This is a genomic window from Rhodococcus sp. EPR-157 (assembly GCF_001647195.1).
In the GTDB taxonomy this organism is placed as follows: Bacteria; Actinomycetota; Actinomycetes; order Mycobacteriales; family Mycobacteriaceae; genus Rhodococcoides.
In genome coordinates this window covers 1-15321 of sequence record NZ_LVCV01000505.1, presented here as the reverse complement: position 1 = coordinate 15321, position 15321 = coordinate 1, and the positions used below count along the sequence as shown (strand labels likewise).

General features: G+C 63.1%; 15 protein-coding genes. 5 read left to right on the top strand and 10 right to left on the bottom strand.

Features of this window, described 5'->3' with window-relative positions:
* The coding region (locus A2J03_RS22840) for a DNA-formamidopyrimidine glycosylase family protein (protein WP_331712390.1) at positions 1 to 328 on the bottom strand (328 nt) is incomplete at its 3' end.
* A gap of 2 nt (positions 329 to 330) precedes the next feature.
* The gene (locus A2J03_RS22835) at positions 331 to 834 is read right to left on the bottom strand and encodes a ribose-5-phosphate isomerase (RefSeq protein ID WP_068378552.1); all 504 of its coding nucleotides are present in this window, start codon (positions 832 to 834) and stop codon (positions 331 to 333) included.
* 16 nt (positions 835 to 850) lie between these two features.
* On the opposite strand from A2J03_RS22835, the gene A2J03_RS22830 reads away from it, so the two are divergent.
* Positions 851 to 1528 (top strand): DUF429 domain-containing protein, encoded by a 678-nt coding sequence (locus A2J03_RS22830; RefSeq protein WP_082898029.1) that lies wholly within the window; start codon positions 851 to 853, stop codon positions 1526 to 1528.
* Between the two features lie 73 nt (positions 1529 to 1601).
* Here A2J03_RS22830 and A2J03_RS22825 read toward each other — a convergent pair whose 3' ends face one another.
* Complete coding sequence (locus A2J03_RS22825) at positions 1602 to 2219, bottom strand: mycothiol-dependent nitroreductase Rv2466c family protein (protein ID WP_068378547.1); 618 nt, start codon at positions 2217 to 2219, stop codon at positions 1602 to 1604.
* A gap of 159 nt (positions 2220 to 2378) precedes the next feature.
* Here A2J03_RS22825 and pepN point away from each other — a divergent pair, with 159 nt between their 5' ends.
* Positions 2379 to 4952 (top strand): aminopeptidase N, encoded by a 2574-nt coding sequence (gene pepN / locus A2J03_RS22820; RefSeq protein WP_068378545.1) that lies wholly within the window; start codon positions 2379 to 2381, stop codon positions 4950 to 4952.
* Between the two features lie 69 nt (positions 4953 to 5021).
* Here pepN and A2J03_RS22815 read toward each other — a convergent pair whose 3' ends face one another.
* The 3 genes from A2J03_RS22815 to A2J03_RS22805 form a co-directional block, all read right to left on the bottom strand.
* Positions 5022 to 5498, bottom strand: coding sequence for a DUF5130 family protein (locus A2J03_RS22815; protein WP_068378543.1), 477 nt, complete (start codon positions 5496 to 5498; stop codon positions 5022 to 5024).
* Positions 5485 to 5736: an aa3-type cytochrome oxidase subunit CtaJ gene (gene ctaJ, locus A2J03_RS22810; RefSeq protein WP_068378541.1), complete on the bottom strand. Its 252-nt coding sequence runs from the start codon at positions 5734 to 5736 to the stop codon at positions 5485 to 5487. The genes A2J03_RS22815 and ctaJ overlap by 14 nt, the downstream gene beginning before the upstream one ends.
* Positions 5737 to 5863: 127 nt before the next feature.
* Complete coding sequence (locus tag A2J03_RS22805) at positions 5864 to 6511, bottom strand: HNH endonuclease (protein ID WP_197480920.1); 648 nt, start codon at positions 6509 to 6511, stop codon at positions 5864 to 5866.
* Positions 6512 to 6704: 193 nt separating this feature from the next.
* Between A2J03_RS22805 and A2J03_RS22800 the strand changes: the two genes are divergently transcribed.
* Positions 6705 to 7676: a mechanosensitive ion channel family protein gene (locus A2J03_RS22800; RefSeq protein WP_068378539.1), complete on the top strand. Its 972-nt coding sequence runs from the start codon at positions 6705 to 6707 to the stop codon at positions 7674 to 7676.
* A gap of 60 nt (positions 7677 to 7736) precedes the next feature.
* On the top strand, positions 7737 to 8132 hold the full coding sequence (locus tag A2J03_RS22795) for a globin (RefSeq protein WP_068378537.1): 396 nt from the start codon (positions 7737 to 7739) through the stop codon (positions 8130 to 8132).
* 3 nt (positions 8133 to 8135) lie between these two features.
* On the opposite strand, the gene A2J03_RS22790 is transcribed toward A2J03_RS22795, so the two are convergent.
* Positions 8136 to 8597: a cupin domain-containing protein gene (locus A2J03_RS22790; protein ID WP_068378535.1), complete on the bottom strand. Its 462-nt coding sequence runs from the start codon at positions 8595 to 8597 to the stop codon at positions 8136 to 8138.
* 434 nt (positions 8598 to 9031) lie between these two features.
* Here A2J03_RS22790 and A2J03_RS22785 point away from each other — a divergent pair, with 434 nt between their 5' ends.
* Entirely contained in the window at positions 9032 to 10609 is a 1578-nt protein-coding gene (locus A2J03_RS22785; RefSeq protein WP_068378533.1) for a glycoside hydrolase family 13 protein, read from the top strand.
* A 4-nt stretch (positions 10610 to 10613) separates the two neighbouring features.
* Here A2J03_RS22785 and A2J03_RS22780 read toward each other — a convergent pair whose 3' ends face one another.
* The 3 genes from A2J03_RS22780 to A2J03_RS22770 form a co-directional block, all read right to left on the bottom strand.
* Positions 10614 to 11300, bottom strand: coding sequence for a hypothetical protein (locus tag A2J03_RS22780; protein WP_068378531.1), 687 nt, complete (start codon positions 11298 to 11300; stop codon positions 10614 to 10616).
* Positions 11293 to 11757: an acyl-CoA thioesterase gene (locus tag A2J03_RS22775; protein ID WP_068378529.1), complete on the bottom strand. Its 465-nt coding sequence runs from the start codon at positions 11755 to 11757 to the stop codon at positions 11293 to 11295. The genes A2J03_RS22780 and A2J03_RS22775 overlap by 8 nt, the downstream gene beginning before the upstream one ends.
* 43 nt (positions 11758 to 11800) lie before the next feature.
* Positions 11801 to 15321, bottom strand: a 3521-nt coding sequence (locus A2J03_RS22770; RefSeq protein WP_068378527.1) for an NAD-glutamate dehydrogenase, incomplete at its 5' end; no start/stop codon positions are given.

Sequence of the window (15321 nt, the reverse complement as noted above, 5' to 3'; positions counted from 1 at the left end):
AGATCTCGCACGCGGTGGGCCCACGTAGATCGGTCCCGTACTTCTCCCCGACCATCCGCAGACGCACTGCGCCAACGGGGTCGTCCATCGGGACAGTCTGATCCGAGAACTTTCCGTACAGCCCAAGATGGATGTGGACGATCAGATCCGACTCGTAGCGGTGCAGCAGATGCTTCCCCCACGCCTCGGCCCGTTCGAGCACCAGGCCGTCGATCAGTGCGGCGCCGGAGGTGAACCGCCCCTGCGGACTGCTCACCTCTACCGGCGCCCCGCCGAATCGTCGTTGATGAAGACCCGCCAGTCGGTGCAGCGTGTGTCCCTCGGGCAAGGTCAGGCAGGCTTCACGGAATTGCCGAAGGCTTCGCCGCCGGGGACTGCCGGAGCCTCACCGCTGCGCTCGTACTCGGACAGGATGTCGATGCGACGCTGATGGCGTTCCTCTCCGGAGAAGGCAGTGCCAAGGAAAGCGTCGACGATGGCGAGAGCCTCGGGAAGCGTGTGCATGCGCCCGCCGATTCCGATCAGCTGCGCGTCGTTGTGCTCTCGGGCGAGCTTGGCCGTTTCCACGCTCCATGCAAGAGCACATCGAGCGCCCGGCACCTTGTTCGCGGCGATCTGCTCTCCGTTGCCCGAGCCCCCGAGGACGAGGCCGCGGCTGCCTGGATCGGCGACGACGCGGCGGGCAGCATCGATGCAGAACGCGGGGTAGTCGTCGACGGGGTCGTAATCGAAGGCACCACAGTCGACGGGCTCGTGCCCGGTGGCCGTGAGGTGTTCGATGATCTGATTCTTGAACTCGAGACCGGCATGGTCTGCACCCAGGTATACGCGCATGCATAGAGTCTGACAGGTGAGTTCGCGCACGGAAAATACGGTGGCCGGAGTCGACGGCGCGAAGGGCAGGTGGGTGATCGCTCGGTTCGACGGCGATCGGGTGGACTGGACGGTCGAGCGCGATGCCGAGTCGGTTCTTGCCGCGACTGCGTCGTGCACAACAGTTGGCGTCGATATGCCCCTGACGATGCCGACCAATGGATACCGGGCCAGCGAAGTCGAAGCCAAGATATTTCTCGGACCTGCCCGGTCGTCGATCTTCCACACCCCTGTTCACGCCACAGTCGAGGCGACGTCCTACGCCGACGCCTGTGCGATCTCACGCGACATCACCGGCAAGGCGATCAGCATGCAGACATGGCATCTGATGCCCGCAATTCGTTCCTGGCAGTCGATCTCGTTCGACACTGAACGCGTGGTCGAGGTTCATCCAGAGTGCTCGTTCCGGCTGATGGCGCCCGATGTCGCATTCGCGTCCAAGAAGTCGGGACGCGGAGCAGGACAGCGAATGGCGGCACTGAGCCGATGGATCGACCCGCACGACCTCGCCGACGGGTTGGCGCGCCTTCCCGTTGGCCCAGCTCTCGATGATGCACTCGACGCGGCCGCAGCAGCATGGTCAGCATGGCGATTCAGCCGCGGCGACCATCGCTCGTTCGGAACGACGGACAGCTCGGATCGGATCGTCGCCTGACGGTCGGCTCCGCCTCCAGTGGCGCGGTTAAGTGCACTGGAATGCACTCAACCGCGCCACTGGCGAGGATCGCCTAGTCGAACTGCGGCTCCTCGTTACGGGTGCGCTTGAGTTCGAAGAAGTGCGGATACGACGCGAAGATGACCGACGCATCCCACAGCTTGCCGGCCTCTTCGCCACGGGGGATACGTGAGAGAACCGGACCGAAGAACGCGACGCCGTTGACGTGGATGGTCGGCGTGCCGACGTCGGGGCCGACCTTGTCCATGCCCGCGTGGTGGCTCGTTCGGAGTGCCTCGTCGTATTCCGAGCTGTCGGCGGCCTTGGCAAGTTCGGCGGGCAGAGAAAGCTCGGCAAGCGCCTGCTCGATGACCTCGGGAAAATCCTTGTTGCCCTCGTTGTGAATACGTGTACCGAGCGCGGTGTACAGCGGTGGCAGGATCTTGTCGCCCTCGGACTGTGCGGCTGCGATCGCGACGCGCACCGGGCCCCACGCCGTCTTCATCATTTCCGCGTAGTTCTCGGGCAGGTCACGGCCCTCGTTCAGAACCGCGAGAGACATCACGTGGAAGTTGACGTCGATATCGCGGACCTTCTCCACCTCGAGAATCCACCGTGAGGTGATCCAGCACCAGGGGCAGAGGGGGTCGAACCAGAAATCCGCAGTGTCCTTCTGCGCGCTGCCACTCACGTGAGGCTCCTTCGTATTCGAGCGAATAGGTCCTGTCCGCACACTCAACCGCAGACACCGCAGAAGCATTCCACGGCCTCCCTTGTCCGGCATGCCGAACCCAAGACGTGATGGGATGGTGGCATCAACGTTTCCTACTGGAGAAGGTGCTTGACTGACGTGGTTGCTCCCAACCTGACTCGCGATGACGCTGCAGCACGATCCGCCGTGCTCGGCAATCCCACCTATTCGATCGTTCTGGACCTGACCGACGGGTCCGGTGAACCGAGTGAGAAGACATTCCTGTCGACGACGACCATCACGTTCACAGCGACACCCGGGGCCTCGACATTCGTCGACATCGTCGCCGACGGCATCAAGTCAGCCGTTCTCAACGGAGCCGAACTCGACGTCTCGGGGTACGACGAAGAGACCGGTATCACGCTCGAGAACCTTGCTGAGAACAACGAGCTGACGGTCGTCGCCGATTGCCTCTACTCGCACACCGGCGAGGGACTGCACCGTTTCGTCGATCCGTCGGACGGTTCGGTCTACCTCTACTCGCAGTTCGAAACTGCCGACGCCAAGCGCATGTTCGCCTGCTTCGATCAGCCGGACCTGAAGGCGACGTTCGACCTGAAGGTGACTGCCCCCGACAGCTGGAAAGTCATTTCCAACTCGGCACATGCAACGGAACCCGTTGGGGGTGAACACGTCTTCGCCACGACTCCGCTGATGAGCACCTACCTCGTCGCGTTGATCGCCGGTCCGTACGCAGAGTGGACCGACTCGTATTCCGACGATCACGGCACGATCCCCCTCGGCATCTACTGCCGCGCATCGCTTGCCGCGTACATGGATGCCGAGCGTCTCTTCACCGAAACCAAGCAGGGTTTCGGCTTCTACCACGCAAACTTCGGCACACCGTATGCATTCGGGAAGTACGACCAGCTCTTCGTGCCCGAGTTCAATGCAGGCGCAATGGAAAACGCCGGCGCGGTCACCTACTTGGAGGATTACGTCTTCCGTTCCAAGGTGACTCGCTACTCGTACGAACGCCGCGCCGAGACCGTTCTCCACGAGATGGCGCACATGTGGTTCGGCGACCTGGTGACCATGACGTGGTGGGACGACCTGTGGCTCAACGAATCGTTCGCGACGTTCGCCTCGGTGCTGTGCCAGTCGGAGGCAACGGAATACAGCAACGCATGGACGACGTTCGCCAACGTCGAGAAGGCGTGGGCGTACCGTCAGGACCAGTTACCCTCCACGCATCCGATCGCCGCGGACATCCCCGATCTCGCAGCAGTGGAGGTCAACTTCGACGGCATCACCTATGCGAAGGGCGCGAGCGTTCTCAAACAGCTCGTGGCGTACGTCGGTAAGGAAGACTTCCTCGCCGGCCTCCGCAGCTACTTCGTCGACCATGCCTTCGGAAACGCGACCTTCTCGGATCTTCTTGCAGCACTGGAGAAGTCGTCGGGCCGCGATCTTTCGGACTGGGGAACCCAGTGGTTGCGCACCACCGGCTTGAACACGCTGAGCCCGGACTTCGACGTCGACACCGACGGCAAGTTCACCCGGTTCGCGGTCAAGCAGAGCGGCGCGGCCCCGGGTGCAGGCGAGCATCGAGTGCACCGCATCGCCGTCGGAATCTACGACGACGAGGGCGGCAAGCTCGTGCGCACCGAACGCGTCGAACTCGATCTGGACGCGGCCGAGAGCACCGACGTTCCCGCTCTGGTCGGTGTCTCGCGCGGCAAGCTGGTTCTCGTCAACGACGACGATCTCACCTACTGCGCAGTTCGGCTCGATCCCGACTCGCTGTCGGTGCTCGTCGCGCGGATCGGTGATATCGCCGAGTCTCTCCCCCGCACCCTTGCGTGGTCGGCGGCGTGGGAGATGACCCGGCAGGCAGAGATGAAGGCTCGCGATTTCGTCGCTCTCGTTCAGCGCGGGATCGGAGCCGAGACCGAAGTCGGCGTCGTTCAGCGACTCCTGTTGCAGGCCCAGACGGCGATCATTAGCTACGCCGAGCCCGGCTGGGCTGCCGAGCACGGCCAGCCCGAGTTCGCCGACACGCTGCTCGAATGCGCTCGCGCCGCGGAGTCCGGTTCCGATCATCAGCTGGCGTTCGTCAACGCACTGGCAGGTTCGGCATTGTCGGACCGTCACGTGACCGTCCTGCAGGCGCTGCTCGAAGGTGACACTGCTCGGCAGGGACTCGACGGTCTCGACGTCGACACCGATCTGCGGTGGCGGCTGGTGTCCGCACTCGCGGCAGCCGGCGCCATCGACAGCGACGGTATCGACTCCCCCGTCATCGACGCCGAGGCCGCTCGGGACAACACCGCGGCGGGCGCCCGTTCGGCCGCAGCGGCGCGGGCAATACGACCGGACAGCGCGGTCAAGGAACAGGCGTGGACGACGGTGGTCGACGACGACTCCGTTCCCAACATCACGGCCCGTTCGATCGTCGGCGGGTTCGCGGGCCCCGGTCAGACGGAACTGCTGGAACCGTACGTGGACCGCTATTTCGCCGCGATCGAAAAGGTCTGGGCTCGGCGGTCCAGTGAAGTCGCGCAAACCGTGGTGATCGGCCTGTACCCATCGTGGTCGATCGACGCCGACTCCGTCGCTGTCGCGGACAGGTTCCTCGAGAAGGATCTGGCGCCTGCGCTACGTCGTCTGGTGATCGAGGGCCGCGCGGGAATCGTGCGTGCGCTCGCGGCGCGGGAGTTCGACGCGAGCTGACCTACCGCAGAAACAAGAAATGCGCCGTTCGATTCGAACGGCGCATTTCTTGTGAGTCGGTGTGAGTTCCTATGGACTGACGATCGCCGCAGCCATGACGCGTATCGAGCTGACCAGCCCGTCGATCAGGTTTCCGTCGCGGAAGGGCCCGACGGCGGCAGTGATGCCCAGCTGCGCGACGCGATCGGTCGCGCGATCGGACACTCGACGACCAGTGCGGATCTCGATTGCCTTGTTGTTGGGATCCACTGCGATCAGAATCGAGCGGATCGCGTCCGGTGTACCCGGGAACACATCGTTGGCGCCGGCCACGACATCGTCGCCGAGATCACCGACGTACACGTTGAAGCGAATCTGCGTCGCACGTGTCGCTTCAGCGAGGGCGTCGTCGAGGGCAACGAGATCTTGCGTCGCGAACGGAAGATGCGTCGGATTCGCGGTTCCGAACTCGTGCGCAGCTGACACTCGTCCGCTCGAGGTCAACGCAGACCCATAGGGCAGGTCGTCGACATCGACGTGACTCTTGACCAGTTCACCACTTGCCACTTGCCGACCCTCCGATCGAATCCGCGGTGGATGCGTGCGAACCGCCGTGCCCACCGTGCGGTGTCACCTCGTCGGTCGCGCTCCACAACATTGGTTCACGTGTCCACTTCTCCGACAGCGTGTACGGCGTGACGCTCATGCCGGGCTGCCTGTCGGCGACGAAGGACAGTGCGCCGATGATTCCGACCAACGCGGCCGGTATCACGCCGAATAACAGCAGTGTCTCGAGAATGCTCACAGGGTGTGACGTTAGCCGACTTTTCGCTGCAGAGCGACGCCGGGTCACGTTCCAGGGCGAAGTACACCGGCCGCGCCCCGCCACGGACAAACCAGGCACCGACGAAAACTGACCCAGCCGACCTGGATCAGGCCGCACCTTCACCCAGGTAGGCCAACCACGACGGATCGAGTTCCTTGTTGCTCGCCAGCAATCGCCAGTGCGGACCCTTCGGCGGAACGAGTTGCGCGCGGAGCGCCCAACCCAGCTCACTGAGCATCTTGTCGGCTTTGCGGTGATTGCACGGCGCACAACACGCGACACAGTTTTCCCACGAATGCTCACCACCTCGACTACGCGGAACGACGTGGTCCACGGTCTCCGCCTTGGCGCCGCAGTACGCGCATCGGAACCGATCGCGATGCATGAGCGCGGCCCGGGTCATCGGGACTCTCGCGCGGTACGGCACACGGACGAAGGTTCTCAGTCGGATCACAGAGGGCACCTGGACCGAGAAGTCGGCCGAGCGGATATATGGCCCGGACGGGTCGTCGTGGACGACGTCGGCCTTGTTGCATACGAGCAGAACCACTGCGCGACGCATCGGCAGGGCGGTCAGCGGCTCGAAGGTGGCATTCAGAAGCAGCACCCGGCGCTTGACCCAGGCGGGAACGACGTCCTCACCAGGAGATACAACATGCAGCGGAGAAGCCCCCGATATCCGTTCCCGCTGGTCTGCGGTGTCGTGAACATCGGTGGGCAGGAGTTGTCGATGACGGTGTTGCTTGTTCTTCATGGGTGTTCTCCCGAAAGAGGTCGGCGTCCGCGCATGGCTTGCGTGGAACACGTGAGACAGTGGAACACGAAAACACCGCTTCTGCACACCCCTTTTCGTCATAATCACGTTTGCCGAACCGTGAACTTCGGGCCAACGGAGCATCCTTCGTCACGAAGGTGGCGAAACTGCGCGTCGTCCGTAGACTTTGGAAGTGTCTGTTCTTGCTTCGAGCCCACCCGTCCACCTGTCATCACTTGCCCTCGACACACGGGCATTCGAACTGACCGAAACGGGTCGAGACTGGTTGGTGGACAGACCTTTACAGATTGCCGGCTACGTCGTCCTCGCGATCGCGCTCCGGGTGGTTCTGCACCGACTGATCGCTCGCTTCACCCGGCGAACTGTCGTCGAATCCGGCAAACCACCTCTGCTGCGCCCCTTGCGCGAACGTGCACCGTCGTCGATGCGGGGTTCGATTCTGTCGGAGCGGCGCAGACAACGCGCCGAAACAATCGGTTCGGTCCTGAAGTCCGGCGTATCCGTCGTCATCCTTACGTGGTTCATCCTGTCAGTGCTTGCAGTGGTCGGGGTCAATGTGACCCCGTTCATCGCCTCGGCGGGAATCGTCGGCGTCGCTCTCGGCTTCGGTGCGCAGAACCTCGTCCGCGACTTCTTGTCGGGAATATTCATGCTTCTGGAAGACCAGTACGGGGTCGGCGATGTCGTCGACCTGGGGGAAGCAATCGGCACGGTGGAAAGCGTCGGATTGCGTGTGACGACTATCCGCGACGTCAACGGCACAGTCTGGTACTGCCGCAACGGCGAGGTTCTTCGAGTGGGAAACATGAGCCAGGGATTCGCCGTCGCCGTGCTCGATCTGCCGGTAGCCCACACAGCAAATCTCGACGACGCCTGCGAGGTCGCCGAGAGGACCGCACTCGACGTCGTCGCATCCGGTGCATTCGAGGACGACCTGTTGGGCGACCCGGAGATGCTGGGCGTCAACGCCGTGAGTTCGGATACCGTCACCATACGAATTACAGTCAAGACCAGGCCGGGCGTGCAGTGGGCGGTACAGCGGCGACTGCATCGCGAAATTCTCCAGGCGTTCGACGACGCTGGAATCAAGGCACCGTATCCACAAGGCCGACAAGGTGGCGCCGTGGCCGACCTGGCAAAGTAAGACTGCTCGTACCGGCCGTGTAGTTCCCTGTTCGACAATTGCGACTGGAGAGAAAAGACGATGACCGAACCGCAGCAGACCTTCTACGACGCGGTCGGCGGCGCGGACACGTTCCACCAGCTCACGGCCAAGTTCTACGAAGAAGTGGCCAAGGACGAGATAGTTCGACCGCTGTATCCGGAGGAAGACCTCGCACCCGCCGAGAGGCGAATGCGGATGTTCCTCGAGCAGTACTGGGGCGGTCCGCGCACGTACTCCGATGAGCGCGGACACCCCCGACTACGCATGCGGCACGCGGGCTTTCGGATCGGTCCGATCGAGCGCGACGCGTGGTTGCGATGCATGCACATTGCCATCGCATCGATCGATGACTCGGTACTGGACGAGACTCACCGCGCACAGCTGGTCGACTACATGGAGATGGCAGCGAATTCGATGGTGAACTCGGCGATCTGAGCGTCAGAGGTCTGACGATACCGGTTCTTTCCGTCCGAGACCCCTTGCCCGCCGAAGTGCGCCGCGCACGTTGCCGGCGAACTTCAGAGCGAGCAGTAGGGAGGGCGGAAGATGCTGGCGGAGTATTGCGTGTTTGCGCACATAGTCTTCGACGTGCCACTCCGACCACGTACCCGCACGAAACAGAGCCGCGTCACCCGCAACAAGCGTCCGCGCAGGATGCTCGTCCGAGGACACAGTCACCGAGCCGTCCATGATGTGCACGATTTCGTCGACGGCGAAGAACCACCGGAAACGGCCCGCTGTGCAATCCCAGACGTTCGTTGTGGTCGTTCCATCCGCGCTGCGTGACCACTCGGCCATGCGGGCCTCCGGTGTGCCGTCGAGGATCCAGTCCGGGTTGATGGGACTCGGCTGCAGCATCACTTCACTCAGGCGTACTGCCTCGATCGACTGTTCGGTCATTGTGTGTCGTACCCCTCGCTCCGGTTTCGTCCGAAACGGTACCTCATCTTTCGGACAAAGCGACTGTTTTGCCGTACAAAACCGGCAATACGGTGTGTATTTGCGCACGTTCCAGCCCACGCGCACGTCCAGCCCAGGCACGCGCTGCAACCTGCGCGTTCGTCGCGCGAAGTGACCGAATGAGTCGTTCGGTCCCAACCCCAGCCCACGCGCACGTTCCAGCCCAGGCACGCGTTGCAACCTGTGCAGCCGCTGCAACCTGCGCGTTCGTCGCGCGAAGTGACCGAATGAGTCGTTCGGTGCGGCCGGGGTCACACGCACAACGCTCAGCACACTGGAACGCCGACGCCGCTCCGCACATCCGTAGGGCGTGACGAACACGAACCCCCTCCCTCATCGAGGCACAGCGTGATGGTTTGGCAGACTTGCCCACTGTGACCGATCGACTCGAGACCGAACCGTGGGGGAAGGATGCCGTCTCCTACCAGATCTATCCGCGTTCGTTTGCAGATTCCAACGGTGACGGTGTCGGTGACCTCGGCGGTGTACGCGACAAACTCGGATACCTGGAGTTGCTCGGTATCGATGCGATCTGGTTGAGCCCTGTCATGCGCTCACCCATGGCCGACCACGGCTACGACGTCTCGGATCCACGCGCGATCGATCCACTGTTCGGCGACCTCGATGTCATGGACGCACTGATCGAGGAAGCACACGCACGGGACATCAAGGTCACGATGGACCTGGTGCCGAACCACAGCAGCGACCAGCACCCGTGGTTCGTGGCGGCGCTCGCAGCGGCACCGGGTAGCCCCGAGCGCGCGCGGTACATCTTTCGCGACGGCACAGGCCCCGACGGCGGCGAGCCCCCGAACAACTGGCCGAGCATCTTCGGTGGTCCGGCATGGACACAGGTGGGCGCGTCCGACGGGTCCCCGGGGCAGTGGTACCTGCACATCTTCACCGCCGAGCAGCCCGACCTGAACTGGGACAATCCGGAAGTGTTCGAGGATCTGTCGAAGACACTTCGATTCTGGCTCGATCGGGGCATCGACGGTTTTCGCATCGACGTCGCTCACGGGATGGCCAAACCTGCGGGCCTACCCGACATGAATCTCGAACTCAATGCTCTGATGAGGAACGACGACGACGATCCGCGGTTCAACAACGACGCCGTACACGATATTCACCGCGGAATTCGGAAAGTGATGAACGAGTACGAGCACTCGACAACTGTCGGTGAGATCTGGGTACAGGACAACGAGAAGTTCAGCGAGTACATCCGACCCGACGAGTTGCATCTCGGCTTCAACTTCCGCCTGGCAGAGGCAGCATTCGACGCCACCGCGATACGCGACGCGGTGTCCAACTCGCTCGACGCAGTGTCGCGGGTCGATGGGACGCCGACGTGGACGCTGTCCAACCATGACGTCGTGCGTGAAGTCACCCGCTACGGCGGTGGCAAGCGCGGAACAGCCAGAGCGCGGGCAATGATCCTGCTCGAATTGGCGCTTCCGGGTGCAGTATTCGTCTACAACGGCGCCGAGCTCGGTCTGCCGAACGCCGATCTGCCCGACTCCGCACTGCAGGATCCGGTCTGGGAGCGCTCGGATCGCACCGAACGCGGCCGTGACGGTTGCCGAGTGCCGCTTCCGTGGGAGGGATCGACGCCTCCGTTCGGCTTCAGCACTTCGGACGACACTTGGCTGCCGATGCCCGCGGAATGGGCGTCGCTGACGGTCGAGGAGCAACTGGAAGACGTCGATTCGATGCTCAGCCTGTATCGGTCGGCGTTCGAACTTCGTGCGTTGCGTCCGGAGTTCGCCGGCCCAGGCCTCGATTGGTACGGGAGCCCTCCCGGATGTCTTGCGTTCCGTCGACGCGGCGGACTGATCTGCGCACTCAACGCGACCGACGTGCCCATACCGCTGCCCCCTGGCGAACTGCTGATGGCGAGCGCTCCCGTGGTGGACGGACAGTTGCCGCCCGACGCCGCAGCGTGGCTGGTCTGAGCCCTCAGCGCTCGACAGTCAACGACAGAGGGTTCCCACGTCGGCTGAACACCGAACCGTAGCGAGCGTCCAGGCGCAACCACACCTTGGTTGCTCGCACCCGCACGATTTCGCTGCCCTCGATTCGGGTCGGATCGACGGTCGCCGTCAACGGGTCCTGACCCGTGTACGGAACGAATCCCATTGCGGTGAGCGCGAATACCGTCCTCATCGTGATCGACACACCGTCGGCACCACCGTCGACGTGCAGGACCTCCTGGTCGAGCAGCGACACCGGCGGCCCATGACTACTGCCGTGTTCCTTGGCCAGCACAGCACCACGTTGCGCCAGATCGATCAGTACCCGGGCGGGCACATCATCGATGTGCTCGAAACCGTGTTCGGGCGGGAGCGCGCCACGCCATGCAGAATCCATGGAAAAGCCTGGATCCACCGCACCGTCGTCGACGGATTCGAGCGCCGCGAGCAACTGATCGGCGGCCGCGGACGTGTCGTCGGGTGCAATCGAGCCGGAGACGACCCGAACGGCAAGGGCGTCGAACCCGGTCGACGCCCACACCGCAAGTCTGCCGTCCGATCTCGTTCGCATCCGCACGACCGCAGCATCGTCGAGCCGCAGCGCCTTTCTCAGGAAGGCAGTCAGGTTGTCGCGTTCGACCGCGTCGGGAACGGTGAGTACTCGTTCAAACACGCTGCCAGCTCTGAAGATATTCGCGTTCTTCTGCGGTGAGTCGCCGCAGCCGCTGCGCGTCGATGTCGAATGCGGCGATCTGTGTCGACGCGACGATGGCCGCGGGCGTATCCAACGATTTTCCTTTCGCACGAACCTCGTACCCGGCGACGAAGTCGACTGCCCGCACCTTGTCGACCCACATGAACACGTCCAGCGGCCCGTCCTCATGACGGAGCTGTCCGCGATACTTCACGTGTAGGTCGGCGATCACCGCACCATGGCGCAGATTCGCGGTCGGCTTGCCGTCGATCAGGAGCCACGGTATCCGAGCCTCCTCCAGCAGCGTCACCATGCGTGCATGGTTGATGTGCTGGTAGACGTCCATGTCCGACCAACGCACTTCGACGCTGGTGTGAAATCCGATGCGGCTCTCCGGATCTCGTTTGTCGGACAAGTGGTCGATAGGGACACTCACTGCAGTTGTCTTCTTTCGTTCGCGGTCAACGTTTTTCAGAACTCTAGGGCACCATGCTGCGAACCTGGCGCGCAGCGACGGACAGCGTCGCCAGATCCAGGGTGCCGGAATCGGCTATCTCGCGCAGCGCCGCACGAGCGCGTGCCAGCCTCGACGCATTGGTCGTTTCCCATTCCGCGATCTTCTCTGCCGCGCTCTCGTGCGGTTCACCTCCGAGTAGAACTTCTTTGGTGATCGCGCGCAACGACGAGTACAGGTCGTCGCGCAACGCCAGACGCGCCAACGAATGCCAGCGATCTCCTCGCGCGAGTCCGGACACCGAGGTCAACAGCCAGTCGACACCGATGTGCGCATCGAGTGCGAAGTACAGTTCCGCGACTTCGTCCGGTTCGTGATCGGTGATGTCCGCGACGTCGATGACGTCGAGAAGGCAGAACACGTCGAGCAGCCGATACACCTTCGTTGCAAGCGCTCTCGGCGCACCCCTGCCGACCGCGGATTCGACGCGGACGTCGAGATCTCGTGCTTGGTGACCGTCGATCCATCCACCGACCAGTCCACTGAGCGCGGCGACCTTGCCTGCGTACCTACTGATTTCGGCGCCCACCGCCAGCGGCTGCGGCCGGTTGGTCAGCAGCCAACGTGCCACTCGATCGAGAACCCTCCTGGATTCGAGGAGAAGTTCGTCCGACGACGCCGTGGGGATACCCGCCGATCGTATGTCTTCCCACAGGTTGTCGAGATCGAAGATCGCCGTCGCAGCAGCGAAGGCGCGTACGGCGTCGGTACCGGTGGCTCCGGCGTCCTCGGCCAATCGGTAGACGTAGGTGATCCCACCTCGGTCGACGGTTTCGTTCGTGAGTGTGGTCGCCACCAGTTGCCGGCGAAGCGCGTGCGAGGTGATCGCGTCGCGGAACGGCTCGCGTAGTGGCGCCGGGAAGTACTTCGGCAACCTCGGCGCGAACGCGTCACTGTCGGGAAGCTCACTGGCCAGCAGATCGCTCTCCAGACTGAGCTTCACATGCGCCATCAGAGTTGCAAGTTCGGGGGACGTCATCCCGCGGCCCTCGCCCTTCCGCTTGCGGATTTCGGTCTTGCTCGGCAGAGCCTCGAGCTCGCGGTCCAATCCACGACGAGTTTCGAGGTCGTCGATGACGCGGCCGTGGACGGTGAGCAACGACGGTGCGTCGAATCGCGATGTGCCGAGCAGTTCGTTCTGCATGAAATTGTCCCGAAGCACCAAGCGTCCGACCTCGTCGGTCATCGACGCGAGCAGCTCATCGCGATCGCCGCGATCGAGCGTACCGTCGGCGATTGCTGCTTCCAGCAGAATCTTGATGTTGACCTCGTGGTCCGAGCAGTCGACGCCGGCCGAGTTGTCGACGGCGTCGGTGTTGATTCGCCCGCCGGACATGTCGTACTCGATTCGGCCGAGTGCGGTGGCGCCCAGATTGCCACCCTCGCCCACCACCGTCGCTCTGATCTCGTTACCGTTCACCCGAACAGCATCGTTCGACTTGTCCCCCACCTCGGCGTTCGATTCGCTCGACGCTTTGATGTAGGTCCCGATCCCGCCGTTCCACAGCAGGTCGGCAGGTGCCATCAGAATGGCTCGGACAAGTGCCGGCGGCGACAACGATGTAACGTCCTCGTCCAGCCCGAGGGACGCCCGCGCCTGGGGACTGATCGGAATCGACTTGACGGTCTTGTCCCACACCCCGCCACCGGTGGAGATCAGCGAGGAGTCGTAGTCCGCCCACGACGACCGGGGCAGGGCGAACAACCGCTCACGTTCGGCGTATGCACTGGGCCGGTTCGGGTTCGGGTCCAGAAAGATGTGTCGATGATCGAATGCTGCGACGAGCCCGATGTGCCTGCTCAGCAGCATTCCGTTACCGAAGACATCGCCACTCATGTCGCCGACACCGACAACGGTGAAGTCCTGGGTCTGCGTGTCGACACCGATCTCGCGGAAGTGGCGCTTGACGCTCTCCCAGGCGCCCTTGGCGGTGATCCCCATCGCTTTGTGGTCGTAGCCTGCTGATCCACCGGAGGCGAAGGCGTCGCCCAGCCAGAAACCGTATTCTGCGGCAACCGAATTGGCCAGGTCCGAGAATGTCGCGGTGCCCTTGTCTGCAGCGACTACGAGATAGGTGTCGTCACCGTCACGGCGAACGACCCGTGCGGGCGGGATGACGGACCCGCTCGCTCGATCCAGATTGTCGGTCACGTCCAACAGACCGGCGATGAACAACCGGTAGCAGGCCTGGCCTTCCTGCGCCGTCGCGCTCCGATCGACGGCCGCATCGCCCGTCACCGCCGGAGGCCGCTTGACGACGAATCCGCCCTTGGCCCCCACCGGCACGATGACGGCATTCTTGACCATCTGCGCCTTGGCCAATCCGAGGACTTCTGTCCGGAAATCCTCACGACGGTCGGACCATCGCAGTCCGCCTCGAGCGACCTCACCGAAGCGCAGGTGCACGCCCTCGACTCGAGGCGAGTACACGAAGATCTCGAATGTCGGTTTGGGCTTGGGCAATTCGGCAATTCGCTGCGGATCGAGCTTGAGCGAGAGGAACTCGCGGCCGACACCGGAACTGTCGACGACGTAGTAGTTGGTCCTCAGGGTTGCGCGAATCAGTTCGAAGATCGCGCGCAGAATCCGATCTGCATCGAGGCTGATCACCTCGTCTATCAGGGACCTCAACTCACCGTCGAGTACCGCCGACAGTTCGACGGAGGAGTGCTCCGGGTCGAATTGCGCTTCGAACAATCCCACCAACAGCCGCGAGGTGCGTGGATGAGCCAGCAACACCCCTTCGATGTTGAACTGACTGTAAGGAAAAGCTGCCTGCCGCAGATACTTTGCGTAAGCCCGCAGAATCTGCGCCTGACGCCAATCCAGTCCGGCACGCATGACGAGTTCGTTGAACCTGTCGGCCTCGGCACGCCCCTCCCACACCGCGGTGAACGCGTCGGTGAATCGAAGTTGTACGCGCGACTCGCGATCCGCCGAACCTGCGGCCTGCAACTCCGAATCCAGGTCTCCGTCGATCGCCGCCAGCAGCATCTCGCGTGATGCCGAAACTCCGAAATCGTATATCCAGCATTGCATTCCGTCTGCGCGAACCACCGGGTACGGCCGCTCGTCGTCCACCTCGACCCCGAGGCTCTGCAGAACCGGAAGGACCTGACTCAGGGATACACCACGTCCTCCGATGTACAGGCTGAACCGCCAACTTCCGACGTCCGAGTCGACATTTCGGTACAGCTGCATGTCGATGGCGCCGTCCGCCAGCTTCTCGAAACGCGCGATGTCGGACACGGCGCGCTCGGGGCCGAAATCCTGCTTGTAGGCCTCCGGTAGCGCTTCTGCGTACCGCGAGGCGACGACGGAGTCGATAGCCGCATTCTGCGAGACTGCTTCGGCGAGACCGTCTTCCCACGTTCTGATCGACTCGGTGAGCAGCGATTCGATCCGCGCAATATTGTTCCGCGAGAGATCCACCGTAGCCGAACGGGCCTGGTCCCGTCGCACCGTCACATGCAGCAGAGCAAGGT

Coding starts and splice junctions, on each gene's coding strand:
- A2J03_RS22805 (WP_197480920.1), bottom strand. CDS start 6,511: ATGAAGAACAAGCAACACCGTCATCGACAACTCCTGCCCACCGATGTT.
- A2J03_RS22790 (WP_068378535.1), bottom strand. CDS start 8,597: ATGACCGAACAGTCGATCGAGGCAGTACGCCTGAGTGAAGTGATGCTG.
- A2J03_RS22835 (WP_068378552.1), bottom strand. CDS start 834: ATGCGCGTATACCTGGGTGCAGACCATGCCGGTCTCGAGTTCAAGAAT.
- A2J03_RS22795 (WP_068378537.1), top strand. CDS start 7,737: ATGACCGAACCGCAGCAGACCTTCTACGACGCGGTCGGCGGCGCGGAC.